The organism is Paraburkholderia sp. MM5384-R2, from assembly GCF_014201025.1.
GTDB lineage: Bacteria > Pseudomonadota > Gammaproteobacteria > Burkholderiales > Burkholderiaceae > Paraburkholderia > Paraburkholderia tuberum.
The window spans coordinates 111,842-129,187 of sequence record NZ_JACHDI010000018.1; the positions used below are offsets into that span (position 1 = coordinate 111,842).

Annotated in this window: 9 protein-coding genes; 8 read left to right on the forward strand and 1 reads right to left on the reverse strand. The window is 59.9% G+C overall.

The genetic code is table 11. The features are described 5' to 3' along the window. Positions 1–64 precede the first annotated feature (64 nt). The 8 genes from mads1 (at position 65) to HDG37_RS25725 (ending at position 15,709) form a co-directional block, all read left to right on the forward strand. Complete coding sequence (gene mads1 / locus HDG37_RS25690) at positions 65–277, forward strand: methylation-associated defense system helix-turn-helix domain-containing protein MAD1 (protein WP_184052362.1); 213 nt, start codon at positions 65–67, stop codon at positions 275–277. Then, positions 274–3,195, forward strand: coding sequence for an ATP-dependent DNA helicase (locus HDG37_RS25695; RefSeq protein WP_184052363.1), 2,922 nt, complete (start codon positions 274–276; stop codon positions 3,193–3,195). The genes mads1 and HDG37_RS25695 overlap by 4 nt, the downstream gene beginning before the upstream one ends. Further along, positions 3,195–5,138: a site-specific DNA-methyltransferase gene (locus HDG37_RS25700; RefSeq protein WP_184052364.1), complete on the forward strand. Its 1,944-nt coding sequence runs from the start codon at positions 3,195–3,197 to the stop codon at positions 5,136–5,138. Before HDG37_RS25695 ends, HDG37_RS25700 begins: the two co-directional genes overlap by 1 nt. Further along, entirely contained in the window at positions 5,128–7,845 is a 2,718-nt protein-coding gene (locus tag HDG37_RS25705) for a TnsA endonuclease N-terminal domain-containing protein (RefSeq protein ID WP_184052365.1), read from the forward strand. Before HDG37_RS25700 ends, HDG37_RS25705 begins: the two co-directional genes overlap by 11 nt. A 157-nt stretch (positions 7,846–8,002) precedes the next feature. Then, the gene (locus HDG37_RS25710; RefSeq protein WP_184052366.1) at positions 8,003–9,955 is read left to right on the forward strand and encodes an ATP-binding protein; all 1,953 of its coding nucleotides are present in this window, start codon (positions 8,003–8,005) and stop codon (positions 9,953–9,955) included. Positions 9,956–10,073: 118 nt separating this feature from the next. Continuing rightward, positions 10,074–11,945: an ATP-dependent endonuclease gene (locus HDG37_RS25715; protein ID WP_184052367.1), complete on the forward strand. Its 1,872-nt coding sequence runs from the start codon at positions 10,074–10,076 to the stop codon at positions 11,943–11,945. Continuing rightward, positions 11,942–13,795 carry an ATP-dependent helicase gene (locus tag HDG37_RS25720; RefSeq protein WP_184052368.1) on the forward strand — a complete coding sequence of 618 codons (1,854 nt, stop codon included), beginning with the start codon at positions 11,942–11,944 and terminating at the stop codon, positions 13,793–13,795. Before HDG37_RS25715 ends, HDG37_RS25720 begins: the two co-directional genes overlap by 4 nt. A 789-nt stretch (positions 13,796–14,584) precedes the next feature. Then, complete coding sequence (locus HDG37_RS25725; protein ID WP_184052369.1) at positions 14,585–15,709, forward strand: class I SAM-dependent methyltransferase; 1,125 nt, start codon at positions 14,585–14,587, stop codon at positions 15,707–15,709. Between the two features lie 25 nt (positions 15,710–15,734). Here the strand turns inward: HDG37_RS25725 and HDG37_RS25730 are convergent, their stop codons facing one another. Continuing rightward, positions 15,735–17,006: a TIGR03862 family flavoprotein gene (locus HDG37_RS25730; RefSeq protein WP_184052370.1), complete on the reverse strand. Its 1,272-nt coding sequence runs from the start codon at positions 17,004–17,006 to the stop codon at positions 15,735–15,737. Positions 17,007–17,346 lie beyond the last annotated feature (340 nt).

Here is a 17,346-nt window from a genome sequence, read left to right on the forward strand (position 1 = left end):
AACGAAATATCATGACAAAATATGCCAGCAAACTAAGCTCGGTGCAAACGACATGGGAAAGCCAATGAGCGACCAGCTAGACGAGATCCTCACGATTGACGAGGTTGCCGCCTACCTGAAGGCAGGCAAGCGCACGGTCTATCGCCTTGCAGCGAGTGGCGAGCTCCCGGCGTTCAAGCTCGGCGGCACTTGGCGTTTTCGTCGCGGTGAGCTGGATCAGTGGATCGCCAGCCGCATCGGCAAGGCGATTGTGGATGACGACGAGGGGGCAGAATGACCTCCAGTGCTACCGCCCTCCAGTCCAAGGCAAACCCCCAGCAGCTCGAAGCCATCCTTGCCACCGACGGCCCGGTGCTCATCATCGCTGGCCCAGGTTCGGGAAAAACTTTCACGCTGGTCGAGCGGATCGTTTATCTGATTACGCAGAAGGGAGTCGCGCCTGAATCGCTGTTCGTCGTCACGTTCACCGACAAAGCCGCGCGAGAGCTGACCACCCGCATCTCGAACCGGCTGGCCGAGGTGGGCATCAAATTCAACCTGAACGAGATGTACCTCGGCACCTTCCATTCGATCTGCCTGCGGCTGCTGGAAGATTTCCGCGAGTTCACGCGCCTCAAGCGCAGCTTCACGCTATTTGATCAGTTCGACCAGCAATACTTTCTGTACCAGCACATCAAGGATTTCCGCGAACTGCCAGACGCGCAGCTCGTCATGGGCGACGACCAATCCGGCCGCTGGGCACAGTCGGAGAACTTGCTCAAGTGGCTCAACAAGGTCAGCGAGGAAGCCCTCAGCTTCGCCGCGCTGGCGGCGGCCCCCGCCGTGGAAATTCGCGCGCTGGCAGCGTGTTTCGCCAAGTATCAGGAGTTGCTGCATGAGAACAACTCACTCGACTTCTCCGGCATTCAGTACGAGGCTCTGCAACTGCTAGAAAAGCGATCGGAGGTGCTGGCGCAGTTGCGCGAGACGCTGACATATTTGATGGTGGACGAGTACCAGGACACCAACACCATTCAGGAGCGCATCCTGTTGCTGCTGGCGGGCGAGAAGTGCAACCTGTGCGTCGTGGGCGACGACGACCAAGGCTTGTACCGGTTCCGGGGTGCGACCATCCGCAACATTCTGGAATTCCCATCGCTGTTTGCCGAAGGGCAGTGCAAGCAGGTCAAGCTGACTGTCAACTACCGCTCGCACCCGGACATCATCCGCTTCTACAACGAATGGATGCGCGAACAGACATGGGACGACGGCACGCGCGTGTTCCGCTTCGCCAAGCAGATCGTGCCGCGCGAGGACGACTTTCCCGACGTGCCTACGGCGGTGCGGCTGTCCGCCACCGACAACAAGGACGAAACCACCAACTGGCATGCCGAGGTGCTGGTCTTCCTCAACGGCCTGAAGGCATCGGGCCAGTTGTCGGACTGGAATCAGGTCGCCTTCCTGTTCCGCTCCGTCAAAAACGACAAGGTGGTTGCCCTGGCCCGCTTCCTCGAAACCGAGGGCGTACCCGTGTTCTCGCCCCGCTCGAACATGTTCTTCGAGCGCGAGGAAATCCGCTTGATGATCGGCGCGCTGATCTTCCTGTTTCCCCAATTTCCCAAGGTACGGGCGTGGGCCGAAGGCGTCACGCTGCCCATCTGGGACTACTACGACCACCAGTGCTTCGCGGCCTTCGCCGCCGAACTGCGCAAGCCGGAGAACAAGCCCTTGCTGGATTGGGCACGCCCGCTGGCCAAGCACCATGTCGTGCTTACGCAGAACACCGACTACGCCTTCTCCGGGCTGTTCTACCAACTGCTCCAGTTCCCGCTATTCTCACGCTTCCTCGCCGACGAGGCTGTGCGGGGCGTGGACAAGGGCCGCGCGGCGCGCAACCTCGGCACTTTCTCCAAGCTGCTCACCAAGTTCGAGTACCTGCACTACGTCAGCGTCTTGAACCCTGAGTGGCTGGAAAAGAACATCCGCGACTTGTTCAACCAGTTCTTACGCTTCCTCGTCGATGGCGGCATCGGTGAGTACGAGGACGAAGCCGAGTACGCGCCCAAGGGCTGCCTGTCCTTTCTAACCATCCACCAGTCGAAGGGCCTGGAGTTTCCGGTGGTCGTCTGCGGCTCGCTGGAGGCTGTGCCGCGCAAGCAGTACAGCGCGCTCGACGTGCTGCTGGAGGACGGTGGCTACCTTTCCAAGGAGCGCTTCGAGCCACTCGACCACATCAAGAACTTCGACTTTTGGCGGCTGTTCTACACAGCTTTCTCCCGTGCCCAGAATCTGTTGGTGCTGGCCGCGCAGGAGCGGCAGGGACGGGGCTTGGGCAAGTCGCCGTCCAAATACTTCGAGCGCTTGTTCTACGAGCTGCCGAGCTGGCGCGACGTTGACCTACCGGCGCTGAGCTTCGATGCGGTCAAGCAGATCAACCTCAAGCGCGAATACTCGTTCACCTCGCACATTACCGTGTTCGAGAACTGCGCAGAGCAGTACCGCTTCTTCAAGGAACTGGAGTTCGCACCCATCCGCGAAAGCCCGATGTTGTTCGGTACGCTGGTGCATCAAACCATCGAGGACATCCACAAGACGGTGCTGCGCGGCGAGGAAGGAACCCTTAGCCGCGATGCCATTGAGGGCTGGTTCTCGGCCAACTACGCCATGCTATCGAAGAAAGAGCGCGTGTACCTCGCACCCCGTTCGCAGCAGGCTGCGCTGCTGCACGTGCTGCGTTACTACGAGCGCGAGAACGGCAACTGGGATCGCGTGAAGGAGGCCGAGGTCGAGATTTCGCTCGTCAAGGATCAGTACATCCTCAAGGGCAGCGTTGACCTCATCCGGGGCGAACACGACACGGTCGAGATCATCGATTTCAAGTCGGAGAAGAAACCCGACATGGAGAAAGATCGGGACCGGCTGCGCCAGTACCAGCACCAGTTGGAGGTGTACGCCCACTTGGTCGAGGAGCGCACCGGCCAGAAGGTCAGCCGGATGCATCTTTACTACACCGGCGAGGATGGTGGCAACCCCTACGTCTCCTTCAACAAGGACAACCGCGCCATCGGCAAAACCATCGCGCGCTTTGACGATATTGTGGCGCGCATCGAGCGGCAGGACTACGGCATCGCCGCGCGACCGGCCAAGCTATGCCAAAACTGCGACATGCGCGCGTACTGCGACAACAAGAACTGGAAATTCAGGAAGAGCGACTAATGACGAAGACGAACACACTTGCGCAGGAAAGCCTGCAACTGGTCGCGTCCGGTGCCGGTGCGACCAACGTCGAGAAGTATGAGTTTGAGCCGATCAAGGGCTATCCGATGTTGAACTGGCGCGGGAAGCGTCCGTTCAACTCGACGCAGTACTACCCCGCGCAATTGAAGGAAGTCCACGGCGAGGAGGTGGACGGCTGGCGCAACAAGATTTTCTGGGGTGACAACCTACAGGTGATGAGCCACCTGCTCAAGCAGTTCAGAGGCAAGGTTGACTTGATTTACATTGACCCACCGTTTGACTCGAAGGCAGATTACAAGAAGCGCATCAGGCTCAAAGGCGGTTTGGTTGAAGGCGACCAGAGTTCATTCGAGGAAAAGCAGTACGGCGACATCTGGAACAACGATGAGTACCTCCAGTTTCTTTACGAGCGACTCGTACTGCTGCGTGAGCTTTTGACGGTTAGCGGCTCAATCTACGTCCACTGTGATGCCAACCGTGGGCATTACATCAAGTGCCTCATGGATGAAGTGTTCGGACCCGGGAATTTTCGGAACGAGATCATTTGGAAGAGAACGAGTGCGCGCGCCGATTCCAGCACCTACAACCACGTTCACGACACCATTTTCTACTACAGCAGGTCTGAAGCATTTACTTGGAATAGGCAGTTCACCGAGCACAGCGAGGCGTACCTAAAAAGCAAGTACAGCAGCGTTGACAAGAACGGACGCAAGTACCGTCTGGATAACATAACCAGCCCGAATCCACGGCCAAACATGACCTACGAGTGGAAGGGGTTTCCACCGCCTGCAAATGGCTGGAGATACAGCCAAGAAAAGATGGCTGAGTTGGATGCAGACGGCCGGATCTGGTATCCGGACGACAAGACCAAGCGGCCGCAACTCATTCGCTACTTGGATGAATCGGACGGTCGCCCACTGGATTCCGTGTGGACGGACATCTTCCCGGTCAACTCGCAAGCGAGCGACCGGCTCGACTATCCAACCCAGAAACCCGTTGATCTGCTGGAGCGCATCATCAAGGCATCCTCGGATGCTGAGTCACTCGTGTTTGATTGCTTCATGGGCTCAGGCACGACACAAGAGGTCGCGATGCGCCTGGGCCGTCGCTTTATCGGCGCGGATATCAATCTTGGCGCGATCCAGACGACGGCAAAGCGCCTGATCGGCGTCGCCGACGACCTGCGCCAGAAAGGCCTTGACGGTGAGGTCAAGCACTTCACTGGCTTTGAGCTTCACAACGTCAACCACTACGACGTTTTCCGCAACCCGATTCAGGCCAAGGAGCTGCTGATCGAAGCGCTGGAGGTGCAGAAGCTGGAGTTCAGCACCGTGTTCGACGGCGAGAAGGACGGGCGCATGGTCAAGATCATGCCCGTCAACCGCATCGCCACGCGCGCCGACCTGAACGAGCTGATCGCGGGTTTCGACTACAAGGCTTGGGAGCGCAAGCAGAACGAAAACCCGAACCGCCCGGTCGAAAAGATCACCCTCGTCTGCATGGGCCACGAGCCAGACTTGGCCGCCCAACTGGAACTGGCCGCCAAGCCCTTCAAGATCGACGTGGAAGTGATGGATATCCTGCGCGACAAGGCCGATCTGGAGTTCAAGCGCGACTCGCAGGCCAAGGTATCCATCAAGAAAGGCGAGCTGGTCATCGACAAGTTCTACCCGATGAACCTGCTACAGAAGCTCTCGCTCCAGAAGGAGTCGGTCGACGATTGGAAGGAGCTCGTCGAGAGCGTGCTGATCGACTGGAACTACGACGGCGCGGTGTTGCAACCGGCGGTGCTGGACATTCCGGGCAAGAACGATCTGGTCAAGGGCGCGTACAAGGTGCCGGACGATGCGGGCACCATCCGCGTGAAGATCACTGACCTTCTCTCGGAATCGTGGGAAGGGAGCGTCGGCAATGGCAACTAAACGCACAGTGACCAAGGCCGGCGGCAAGGTGGCCAGCACGTCCGGCGCGTCGCTCGACTTCGCCTTCTTCCGTTTTCTGTGGCGGTTCTACCAGGACAACCGGGGCGCGATCCGGCAGAACTACAAGGAGCTGAGCCGCAAGTTCCTCGACTTTAACAACCCCGACAAGAACCCCAAAGCCTTCCTGCGCCAGCCGCAGTTCGAGGCGCTGGAGACCTACGTCTTCCTCAAAGAGTTTCTCGGCAACGCCAAGGTCGAGGAAATCTTCCAGGCGTGGTACGAGCGCAGTGGCAAGTTCGAGGGCCGCAAGTTCGGCTCCTTCCTCGGCAACACCGGGCAAGAGATGTTCGAGTTCGGCGAAAGCGATGAGCTGGAACTGAACTCGTACAAGGTGCTGTTTGAGAAGATGCGCAAGAACTCGCGCGTCTACCCAAATTACATCTTCGCGCTGACGATGGGCACAGGCAAAACCATTCTGATGGCGACTTGCATCTTCTACGAGTTCCTGCTGGGTAATAAATTCGAGAAGGACGCGCGCTACTGCCACAACGCCCTGGTGTTCGCGCCGGACAAGACGGTGCTGTACTCGCTGAAGGAAATCGAGTCCTTTGACCTCACTCGAGTGGTGCCGCCGGAGTACGTCAACTTCCTGACCACGCACCTGCGCTTTCACTACCTTGAAGAAGCGGGCACATCGCTAGACACGCTGGATCGCTCGCGCTTCAACATCATCGTTTCCAACACGCAGAAGATCATCCTGAAGCGCCAGCACAAGGAAAGGACTTCCGTTGACAAGCTGTTCGGCGCGACCGGCGAAACGCTCGCGGCCACCGGCGTCTATGCCGATGCCGCCGATCTCTACAACTTCGACCAGCCGGAAGAGGAAGGCGAACTGACCACCAACCAGCGCTTCGAGAAGCTGCGCCGCTTGGAACAGTTGGGCATCTACGTGGACGAGGCCCACCACGCCTTCGGCAAGGCGCTGGCCAAGGACATGGGCGTCGGCGCGAAGGAAACAGACACCAGTCTGCGCACCACCATCGACATTCTCGCGGCCAGCCTCAACGCAGCAGGCACCCGCGTGGTGGCCTGCTACAACTACACGGGCACGCCCTACGTCGGGCGCGAGGTGCTGCCCGAGGTGGTGTACGCCTACGGGCTGAAAGAGGCCATCGAAAAGGCCTACCTCAAGAAGGTGGTCCTGCACGGTTACGCCAACACTCGTACCGATGAGTTCGTGGACATCGCCGTCGAGGGCTTCCTGAAGGAGTCCGGCACACTGCGCCCTGAAGGTCTACTGCCCAAGCTCGCCTTCTTCGCTGCCACCATTGACGAGTTGATCAGCGAGCTGAAACCGGCGGTTGAGCGCACACTTATTAAGAACGGCATACCGACCTCGCGCATTCTGGTCAACGTGGGCGACGACAAGCTCACCACCAACGACGACATCCGCGAGTTCAATCGGCTCGATACCGAAGGCTCGGAAAAGCAGTTCGTCCTGCTGGTCAACAAGGGGCGGGAAGGCTGGAACTGCCGCTCGCTGTTCGGCGTTGGTCTGTTCCGCGAGCCGAAGTCCAAGGTGTTCGTGCTGCAAGCCACGATGCGCTGTCTGCGCGCCATCGGCGAGGCCCAGCACACCGGCCATGTCTTTCTCTCGAACGACAACCTTAATACCCTGAACGACGAGTTACAACAAAACTTCCGCATCAGCGCCGACGAGTTGCAAAAGACGGGCAGCGACAAGGAGCGCGTGGAAGTGCGCGTTGTGGAGCCGCCGGTCAAGATCAAGCTCGTGCGCGTGCGCAAGCAATACCAGATGCGCGAAAAGCAGCTTGTTCCTGGGCAGGAACTGATCCCTGAACGCTCTAGCCGAGAGAAGTGGGCGGAGTTAGTTGAGAAGTACCGGCTAATCGAAACGCAGCAGGAGGGTTTGACCGCCGCCGACGCCGCACGTGCGTCGGGCAGTCGCACCTTCGACCTGACCGAGCGCCGCGAAAAGCGCATCTTTTCACGGATGACGCTGGTGGCGGAGGCGTCCCGCTACCTCAATCTACGCCCACTCGACATTGAGGAACTGCTGGACTCGACGAAGGAAGGCGTCGACGAGCTGGTGGCGATAGCCAACGAGTTCAACGAGTTGCTGTATGACGAGATCATCCCGCGCCTTTTCCGCCAGCTCTACGACCTCGACGAGTCGCAGCAAACCGAGGAGCATGAAGTCGATCTGATCAAGATGCCCCCGAACGGATACTACGAGGTGTCGGCGGCCAAGGACAAGATCGTCCGGATGAACGACGCGCAGATCAGGGGCGAGGAACGCTTGAAGAGCTTCCACCTCGACACCTACTGCTTTGACTCTGGCTCGGAGAACTGGCTGTTCTGGGATCTGCTGCGCGAGCAGCGGGTGAAGAAAATTTACTTCACTGGAATGCTGACCCACGGCCAGTCCGACTTTTTCATCCAGTACATCGATCCGGATTCGCGCACTGTGCGTAGCTACTACCCGGACTTCATCTTCCAGCGCGAGGAGCCGGATGGCAGCCTGAAGTACGTGATCGTCGAAGTGAAGGCCGACAACCAGATCGAGGACGCTGTGGTGTTGGCCAAGATGGACTTCGCTCAGCAGATCGCGGTGGCCAGCGGTATGGAGTACCGCATCCTCAAATCCTCCGATGCGGACAAGCGTCACTTCCGAATGCTGCTATAGCTGGCGTGGCAGGTGAAGAACACCCAGTCGGCATTCGAGACTAGGCGGTCGAGATATCGGTTGTGTTGAAGACATTCAAGCGATGCGTGGGGACAATGCGCGCCGCTCCGCTGAAGCGAGAACGGATAGGGGAAGAATGATGGCAAAGCCAAAAAGAATGACAGACACAACCACGGCGTCGTTCTTTGAAGAGGACTACCTGGTGCGCACTCTTGGGCGGATCGCGCACGATCCGGAGGTTGCGCTCACCGAACTTGTGGCCAATGCTTGGGATGCTGGTGCGTCGCTGGTCGACCTGACGATTCCGCCGACGCGCGAACTGGCCTTGACCGTCGTAGACGACGGGCATGGGATGAGCGCAGCACAATTCAAAGGCCGTTGGATGAGGCTAGGCTACGACCGCATCAAGCACCAAGGGCCGAACGTGGAGTTCCCTGCCGAGCGCAAGGATTGGCGCCGCAGAGCCTATGGTCGCAACGGGGTTGGCCGCCACGGGCTGCTGTGCTTCGCAAGCCAGTATTCCGTGGAGACTTGGCGCGACGGCAAAGGTGCAGGCTTCGAGATCGGAACGCAAGGCCAGGAGACTCCTTTCCGCATTGAGAAGGAAACTTCGTTTCTGCACCAAGGGCACGGCACGAAGCTTTCAGTGGTAGTAGAGCGCCACTTGCCCGACCCGGACAAGATTCGCGAAATCCTGTCGGCGCGGTTCCTGCACGATCCGCAATTCGTGGTGCGCGTCAACGGTCAGTCGGTGTCGCTGGCCGATCAGACCGGGCTGATCGAGAGAGCCGATTTGGCAATCGAGGGTTGTCCTCTCGCTGAGGCCTACGTTGTGGACTCAACCCGTGCGGCCAAGTCGACGCTCTACCAAGGCATCGCCTTCTGGGTGAACGGCCGGCTGGTGGGGGCCCCCGGCTGGGTCGTGGGGGCCGAAGCCGTCATCGATGGCCGCGCGCGCTTTGCCAAGCGGTACTCGATCGTGGTCAAGACCGGCGATGGCTGGATGGCCGAGGTCGAGCCGGATTGGTCCCGCTTCAAGCCTGGTCCCAAGGCGGAAGCCCTGTTTGAGGGGGTGCGCCAGTATGCACAACGCGTCTTTGCTTCTCTCTCGTCGACGTTGGTGGAGGAGAGTTCGGAGGAGGTGCTAGTCCGCAACAGGGAGCAGTTCAAGGATCTCTCGCAACTTGGCAGAGCAGAGGTGGCTACTTTTGCCCGCGAGCTGGTGAAATCGACTCCCACGGTTTCGCAGGATGTTCTATCCGCCGCAGTGCTGGCACTGATCAACTTGGAGAAGGCGAGAGGTGGGGCCGCCTTGCTTGAAAAGCTTACAAAGCTGGATGAGTCGGACATCGAAGGCCTGGATCGTTTGCTGGGTCAATGGACAGTGCGCGATGCCCTTTCAGTTCTTGACGAGATCGACCATCGGCTTGCGGTGCTTGCCGCAATCGAGAAACTCAGCGGAGATGAGGCAGCCGACGAGCTGCACACCCTTCACCCGTTGGTGACACAGGCTAGGTGGCTCTTTGGTCCCGAGTTCGACAGCAGCGAGTACGCTTCGAATGTGAGCCTACGGACGGCAGCAGAGAAGGTCTTCAAGAAGCGAGTATCTACGGATGCCTTCGTCAACCACAAACAGCGGCCAGATATCATGGCGTTGGCCGACGCGACTTGTTCGATTGTTGGAACCGAAGGCTTTGATCCAGCGGATGCGAGTCTCACCCGCATCCAGAACGTCTTGATCATCGAACTCAAGAAGGGCAAATCAGCGATCGGTCGCGAGGAGATGACCCAAGCCGATGGCTACGTACAGGACTTCCTGTCTAGTGGGGCGTTGGATGGGACACCGATGTTCCGAGCCTTTGTTGTAGGGCACGAGATTGCTCCGAAGACCACGAAAGAGAAGGAGCTCAGAGAGGAGGGCGTCCTTCGAGGGCGCGTTGTTGCCGCCACTTATGGGCAGCTTACGCGCTCTGCGCACCAGCGGCTTTTCCGGCTCAAAGAGCGGATTCCCGCACGGTATGAGGATGTGTCGGGCGCGGATCTGTCGGCAAAGGTCATGCAGACTGCCACGCAGGCTCCGCTTGCATTGTTCGGGGCAAAACGGGAATGAGCGTTGAATCAGGGGGCGAGATGTCAGCGCGCTGCGTCGGTCGCTCGGCGCCGAAGCTGATAGGGAGGGCGCTTCACCGCGCGAAAACTCATCGGCATTGCGAAAGTGAGAGGGACCTATGCCTAATTATGCGCCAGAAAGCGGCGTTGCCATCACCGACGTTCGTGTCAGCAACTTTCGCTCGTTGGCCAATATTGAGGTCGAGCTCAATGACTTGACCGTGCTCATTGGAGCAAACAACGCCGGAAAAACAAGCTTCCTTGACGCGATGTTCGCGGCTATAGGCTCCGGACGCAAGTTGTTGGGGCAAGACGACATTCGGCTGATGCACGGCGAGGCGATGCCGCCAAAAGACCGGCGGGTTCTCGTCGACATTCGGATTCGCCCGGTCGACGAAAACGGAAAGGTCGTCGATAAATTCCCGGAGGGCAGCTTCTGGACGGCTTTGTGGGGGCCCGGCATCGTGCTGGACGATCGCGATTTTGACGAGTTCATGGCCTTTCGCACGACGCTGGCTTGGCGTGTCGAAAAGGCGGACTACGTCGTCGAAAGGCTCTTTCTCAAAGAATGGAAGCCGTTTGAGGACTGGATCGACACGCCGACGCAAGACAAGCCAATCACGGCGGCCCAACTCGAACCTGTCGCCTTGCATTACATCGACGCCAAGCGCGACCTGGAGGATGACTTGCGCCGCCAAGGGTCGTTCTGGCGACGAATGACCGAGGATCTCGGCTTGTCTGGTGACGAGGTGGCCGAATTGGAGGCTGCACTGACCGGGATCAACCAGCAGATCGTAGATAAGAGCTCGATGCTCCAACGCTTGAAGGCGAATTTATCGGATTTGCAGGCGGTGGTTTCCGCCGATAGCGCGGGCATCGACATTGCTCCGGTCGCGCGGAAACTGCGAGACCTGTCGAAAGGCGTCGACGTGTCCTTCTCGACCGCCGGGGCGCAGTCGTTCCCGCTCGCTCGCCACGGGATGGGCACGCGGAGCTTGGCCTCTCTGCTCGTCTTCAGGGCGTTCACCGCTTGGCGCGGGGACGTGGCAGCGAAGAACAACGACAAATTGCATTCTGTTCTGGCCTTGGAAGAACCGGAGTCGCACCTTCATCCGCAGGCGCAACGGTCGTTGTTCGCGCACATCAAAAAAATCAAGGGGCAGCGCGTCGTCAGTACCCATTCACCATATTTTGCAGGCCAAGCTCAATTGGAGGACCTTCGGCTCTTCATCAAGAAAGGCGGAGACACGGGAGCGCGTAAGCTTGACTTGTCGAAGCTCGAGAAGGTCGACGATATCCGAAAGTTGCAGGAGACAGTCATCGAGTCGAGAGGGGACATCCTCTTTGCGAGGGCCGTGGTTTTGTTCGAGGGGCAAACGGAAGAGCAGTCGCTGCCGATTTGGGCGGAAGCCTATTGGGGAGCGTCAATTCACGAATTGGGATTCAGCTTTGTACGGGCGAACGGAACAGACTACTTCCCGTTCATCTGGCTTGCGAAGAGCCTTGAAATCCCTTGGTATGTCCTGGGGGACGGGGAGCAGAAGCCAATCAACGACTTGGAAGCGGCCTTGAAGAAGGCGGGGCAGCCCAACATCGCTTCGTCTTTCAACGTCGTTGTCGTGTCCTCTGGTAAAAACTTCGAGACGCAGTTGTTGGACGACGGCTATCTTGCCGAAATCGAAACCGCCCTGAGCGAAGCGCACGGCCGGGAGTCCTTCTTGGACGAATTCATCGACAAGCATCATGGACTGGAATTGGCGAAGGGAAAGGGCGTCAGGGACTACAAGAGCGATGGAGGTAGATCTCGCGCCGCCGCTGATGCCATGAAAGGTTCCAAAACACGCCTCGCCAAGCCGTTAGCCCGAACGATCTCCGGTTTGAAGGACCCGGAGAGACGTTTTCCGAAGCACATCGAGAGGCTGTTTTCGGTCATCGGAAAAAATCACGGAATTCAAAAGCTGGCAGTAGAGGCGGAGGCCGAGGAACAATGAACAGTCCAACCAAGTTGCGTCTGTCGACGCTGCAAGCCCAGGTCGTCGAACATGTCGACGGCGCGTTGCTCGTGGTAGCTGGTCCGGGTTCCGGCAAAACTCGCGTGCTGACGGAGCGAGTCCGCTCCCTTCTCACGAATGTTCCCGGTCACTTTCGCGTGCTGGCGCTGACGTTCACCAATAAGGCCGCCGACGAGATGCGCGATCGCCTCTCTGACTTGGGTCAAGACCGGCAACGCGCGTTCATTGGCACGCTCCACAGCTTCTGCCTACAAATGCTCGCCGAGAGAGGGAAGCTTGTGGGTGTGGAGGGCGAGCCGCACATCTTTGAGCAGCATAAGGACCGCAAGGAAATTTTGTTGGAGGCGATTCGGCAGGATCCTGTTCTCGACGAGGAGGTCAATCAGATCGTCGATCGCAAGGAGCGCAGCAGGCGGGTCGACACCTGGCTTCAAATGATCTCGCGCATCAAGGCACACCCCATCACTTGCGCGGTTCTTGATGACGAACTCGACAAGCGGGTCTTGGACGCCTATGACGCCGGGCTGCGCGCTTGTGGCGCCTACGACTTCGACGATCTTTTGCTGCTTGGCTACCGGCTGCTGATCAACAATCCAAAGCTGGCCGATTTTTATCGGAGGCTTTACAGATTTGTGTGCGTTGACGAGGCGCAGGATCTAAACGAAGCGCAATACGCGCTGCTCTGCGCGCTCTGCGGAGACTTGTATAAAAACGTCATGATGGTGGGAGACCCCAAGCAGTCGATCTACGGATTCAACACGTCAAGCCCCGAATATATGGATAAGTTTCGGCTCGAGTTCGCGGCGAAACTGATCGAGCTGACTGAGAATTTTCGCTCTTCGCAGGCAGTGGTGGATGTCGCGCGATCCGTTGATCCGAATTACTTGGTTGACGCGCAGCTTCCGATCAAGGGTGACGCTCGCATCCTCGTGGGGGACGACGAAGCGCACGAGGCGGGGCTGATTGTTGACGAGCTTGAATTGCTGTTTGCGCAAGGGCACCCTGACGTTGAGGGTGGCGTTGAGCCGTCGAAATGTGCGATTCTGGGGCGAACCCGCTTCGCCTTGCTCGAAATAGAGAAGGAGCTGCGCCGCCGCGACATTCCGTTCTACAAACGATTGACGGCCAATCACGAGAATGAATCCGACCTTGTCGACGAGTTCTTGTTGTCGTTGCGCGTCGTGGCGAACCCTAGGGACCGGCTGCATTTGGCGGCGTTGGCCACGAAATGGAAGACACAGCCTCCAGAAACAGCAGCCGATGCCATGGCCGCACTGTCTGAGATGACGCAAGCCTCGGATGAGCCGCGAGCCAAGGCAGTCGCGGACTCGGTCGCATCGGTTGTCCGAAATACGGCGCGTCTTGATCTCATGCCGGCGTTCAAGTCGTTGAGGGACTACGCCGACTCGCTGGACGAGAATGCTCGCCGGGCGATCTATGAGGACACGGCGGTCTTTCAGCAGGAGTGGGACCAATATCTGCGCTCCGATGGCCCTTCGCGTACGCTACCTGGATTTATGAGCAGCAAGGCACTGGGCGCTACCCAAAAGGCCCATCGCGACGGCGTTGCCTTGTTGACTGTTCACTCTTCCAAGGGGCTGGAATTTGACGTTGTGTTTGTCGCGGGCATGACGGAAGGAACATTCCCGGACTATCGAGCGATCGGACGCACGCGCGAAATGGCAGAGGAGAGCCGCAATGCGTTTGTGGCGGTCACGAGATCGAAGCGCTTGCTGTATCTGACTTATCCCCGGGTCAAGCTCATGCCATGGGGGGATTATCGCGCTCAGCAGGCATCTCGATTTGTTTCTATGTCTGGAATTGGTTGAGGGGGAATCGGCCGGGGGAGCGTGCGCGGGCAGGAAACTATACTTGCTTGCTCCAGCATCTAGGCTTCGATCTTGTCGTGCCACATCCGAGGCATGTCGAGCGGTCGGTGCCGCTAATACTTCTCGGCCGGCGCTGGGATTTTATGTCCTTGGATCCGGTCGGGCGGCTATATTGACGATGGGCGACCAAGCGTGGGACCTGTTGACCGGCTACGAAGCTTTGACAGCCTGCTGGCCTCGAACCAAAGTTAAAACAGTTTTTGTTGGTACATTTGTTGGTACAAAAGAATACCAACATGCTGAGAAACCCTGTAAACGCTAGAGATTGGACGACTGTTCGGGGCCTGCAGCCGCACCAGATTGCTTTATCAGCAGTAACTGGAAATGCTAGAAAACCCCGTCGAAGCACACGCTTTGGCGGGGTTTTTCTTTTTTCGGTGGAAATTGCCCGGATCGTTGCTGATGCCGATCACCGAAGCCTTGGCCAGGCTTGTTTGCGACGAGGGTTTCACGCACGTCAAAACGTGCGAGGCAGCGTGAGGTGAGCCGCGCGATGGCTCAAAAATCATGGTATCTCTTTCACCTTGTCGATTGTAGACATGATTGTCTACTTTCGGTGCGTCTAGACTCACCTCATCACCGTCACCAATTCATGCCGCGCCGCGAATCCGCACGGCGGCGGTACGTTACTATTCGGGCGTCGCCCGGGATGGCGGGCAGCCGCCGGACATTCCGGGTCCACTGCCGCAGTCCACGTCGCAGGCGACGTCACATCGACTCCATTGCACCATGACCAGCCCCGCAACTCTCACCTGGCCAGAAGCCGACGGCCCGCGCACCGCACGCTGGCGTTCCGAAGCGGCCGTACCGCCGCCGAAGCGCGTCGTCGTCGCCGACGACCGCACCACCGCCGATTCGGCCTACCGCCTCGCCTGCGAAGGCACCGCGCTGCTGTGGCGCGGCGACTTCCAGAACGCGCGCCAACTGCTGCAGGCCGTCACGCGCCGGCTCGAACGCAAGCCGCGCAAGCAGGGAGCCACACCGCTCGACGCGTTCAACCAGCATCGGCAGGCGCAGTCGCAGCGCGCGCGCACGCTCGGCATGATCCTGATTCCGCTCGATGCCGACTACGCCATTCCGCTGCGTCGCGCGCCCGACGTGGGGCAGGCCTGCATCGAAGCTTATGGACCGGCGTGCGGTGACGCGTCGGTCGTGTCGTTGCGCGAGTTGCTCGGTTTGATCGGCGCGCACGAATGGCGCAAGAAGGGCGTCGAGATTACGGCGCTCGGCGAACGCATCCATCCGCACTACGGTGTGTTCTCACCGGTGCGCGGCGAGTACGTCGATCTGGTCGCGCGCACGCCGCTGCCGTCGCTGGACCTCGCGTTCGATATCGGCACCGGCACTGGCGTGCTGGCCGCGCTGCTGGCCAAACGCGGCGTGCGCAAGATCGTCGCGACGGACCAGGATGCGCGCGCGCTTGCGTGCGCTCGTGAAAATCTCGCGCGTCTTGGTTACGCCGAGCAGGTCGAGATCGTGCAGGCCGATCTGTTTCCGGACGGTCGGGCACCGCTCGTCGTCTGCAATCCGCCGTGGGTGCCGGCGCGGCCCGCCTCGCCGCTCGAATACGCGGTCTACGATCCGGACAGCCGCGTGCTGGTCGGCTTCCTGAACGGCCTCGCCGATCATCTGACGCCGGGCGGCGAGGGCTGGCTGATCATTTCGGATTTCGCCGAGCACCTTGGGCTGCGTACGCGCGAGTGGCTGCTCGCGGCGATCGAGCACGCGGGGCTCAGTGTCATGGGACGCGAGGACATTCGTCCACGGCATCCGAAGGCCAGCGATCAGAACGATCCGTTGTATGTTGCGCGAGCGGCCGAGGTCACGTCGTTGTGGCGGCTCAAGGCGCGGTGACGGCGACTGCGGGCGACTGCGCGCGTCACGCCGGCGTGCCGTGCGCTTCCAGATACGCGCACGCGCCCCGGCCAGCGACCAGCCCGCTGGCAAAGCAGGCGGTCAACAGATAACCACCGGTCGGCGCCTCCCAATCGAGCATTTCGCCCGCGCAGAAGGCGCCGGGCATCCGGTCGATCATCAGATGCGCGTCCAACGCCTCGAACGGGATTCCACCCGCCGTACTGATCGCTTCCTCGATCGGTCGCGCGCGCAGCAGTCGCATCGGCAGCGCCTTGATCGCGTGGGCGAGGCCGCGCGCATCGGCGAAGGCTTCTTTCGACAGAATCTCGTGCAACAACGCCAGCTTGACCCCGCCGATTCCGATTCGCCCGTGCAGATGACTCGCGATCGAGCGTGAGCCGCGCGGCCGCGTCACTTCCTCCACGACTCGCTCGAGCGGCAAGCCTGGCGCGAGATCCAGCGCGATCGTGACCTCGCCGCCGGCGAGAATCCGCTCGCGGATCGGCGCCGACAACGCGTAAATCAGGCTCCCTTCGAGGCCCGTTTCGGTCAAAAGTATTTCACCTTGTCGATTGTGGACTTTTCCGTCTACACCGGTGACGGAAATCGCGACCGTCTTGATCGGCTGACCCGCGAAACGCTCGCGCAGATACGGGCTCCAGTCCGCGTCGAAGCCGCAGTTCGCGGGACGCAGCGGCGTCACCGGCACGTCGCGCGACGTCATCAGCGGCACCCACGCGGCGTCGGAGCCGAGACGCGGCCAACTGGCGCCGCCGAGCGCGAACACGACCGCGTCGCAGTTGATCGTCTGCTCACCGTTGGGCGTGTCGAAGCGCAACGCGTGGGCGGCACCGTCTTCGGATGTTGACGCCCAGCCGCTCCACTTGTGACGCATATGAAACTGCACACCCGCTTCGCGCAGCCGATGCAGCCACGCGCGCAGCATCGGCGCGGCCTTCATGTCGGACGGAAAGACGCGCCCCGAACTGCCGACGAACGTCTCGACGCCCAACTCGCGCAACCATGTGCGCAGCGCGTCGGGACCGAACGCGTCGAGTAACGGCGCGATGCGCTCGCGGCGCGAGCCGTAGCGCTCGAGAAACGGCGCGAGGGCTTCCGAATGCGTGATGTTCATGCCGCCTTTGCCCGCCATCAGGAATTTGCGGCCGACCGACGGCATCGCGTCATATACGTGGACTTGCACGCCGCGCCCGGCAAGCGTCTCGGCGGCCATCAGGCCGGCGGGGCCGCCGCCGATCACGGCGACGCGGGCGGAATCGAGCGAGAATGACATGCGGTTCAGCGGATCAACGGGGAGAAAAGGCGGTGCGCCGCGGTGACCGAACGGATATGCGGCGCGAAGGGCGCTATTGTCACACCGCGCGCGGCGCGCGGCAAACGCCGACAAACTCTGTCGAACTGTGCTCGGTACTCGCAAACAGGCGGCTATTCGGCCAGGCGACCGGGCTCGATCGCCCCAGACCGGAAAATACTGGATTCAGTCTTTCTCCCGGCCGTTGCGCATCGCGTTCACCGCTTGGCCCGCGCCGCACGCGACCTATACTTTTCAAACATCTTCCATCGGACGCCGTTCGCGTCGTTCCTCGCGTCAATCCCCAACCACGTCGCTTGCG

Coding starts and splice junctions, on each gene's coding strand:
- HDG37_RS25695 (WP_184052363.1), top strand. CDS start 274: ATGACCTCCAGTGCTACCGCCCTCCAGTCCAAGGCAAACCCCCAGCAG.
- HDG37_RS25700 (WP_184052364.1), top strand. CDS start 3,195: ATGACGAAGACGAACACACTTGCGCAGGAAAGCCTGCAACTGGTCGCG.
- HDG37_RS25710 (WP_184052366.1), top strand. CDS start 8,003: ATGACAGACACAACCACGGCGTCGTTCTTTGAAGAGGACTACCTGGTG.
- mads1 (WP_184052362.1), top strand. CDS start 65: ATGAGCGACCAGCTAGACGAGATCCTCACGATTGACGAGGTTGCCGCC.
- HDG37_RS25730 (WP_184052370.1), bottom strand. CDS start 17,006: ATGTCATTCTCGCTCGATTCCGCCCGCGTCGCCGTGATCGGCGGCGGC.
- HDG37_RS25720 (WP_184052368.1), top strand. CDS start 11,942: ATGAACAGTCCAACCAAGTTGCGTCTGTCGACGCTGCAAGCCCAGGTC.
- HDG37_RS25725 (WP_184052369.1), top strand. CDS start 14,585: ATGACCAGCCCCGCAACTCTCACCTGGCCAGAAGCCGACGGCCCGCGC.
- HDG37_RS25715 (WP_184052367.1), top strand. CDS start 10,074: ATGCCTAATTATGCGCCAGAAAGCGGCGTTGCCATCACCGACGTTCGT.
- HDG37_RS25705 (WP_184052365.1), top strand. CDS start 5,128: ATGGCAACTAAACGCACAGTGACCAAGGCCGGCGGCAAGGTGGCCAGC.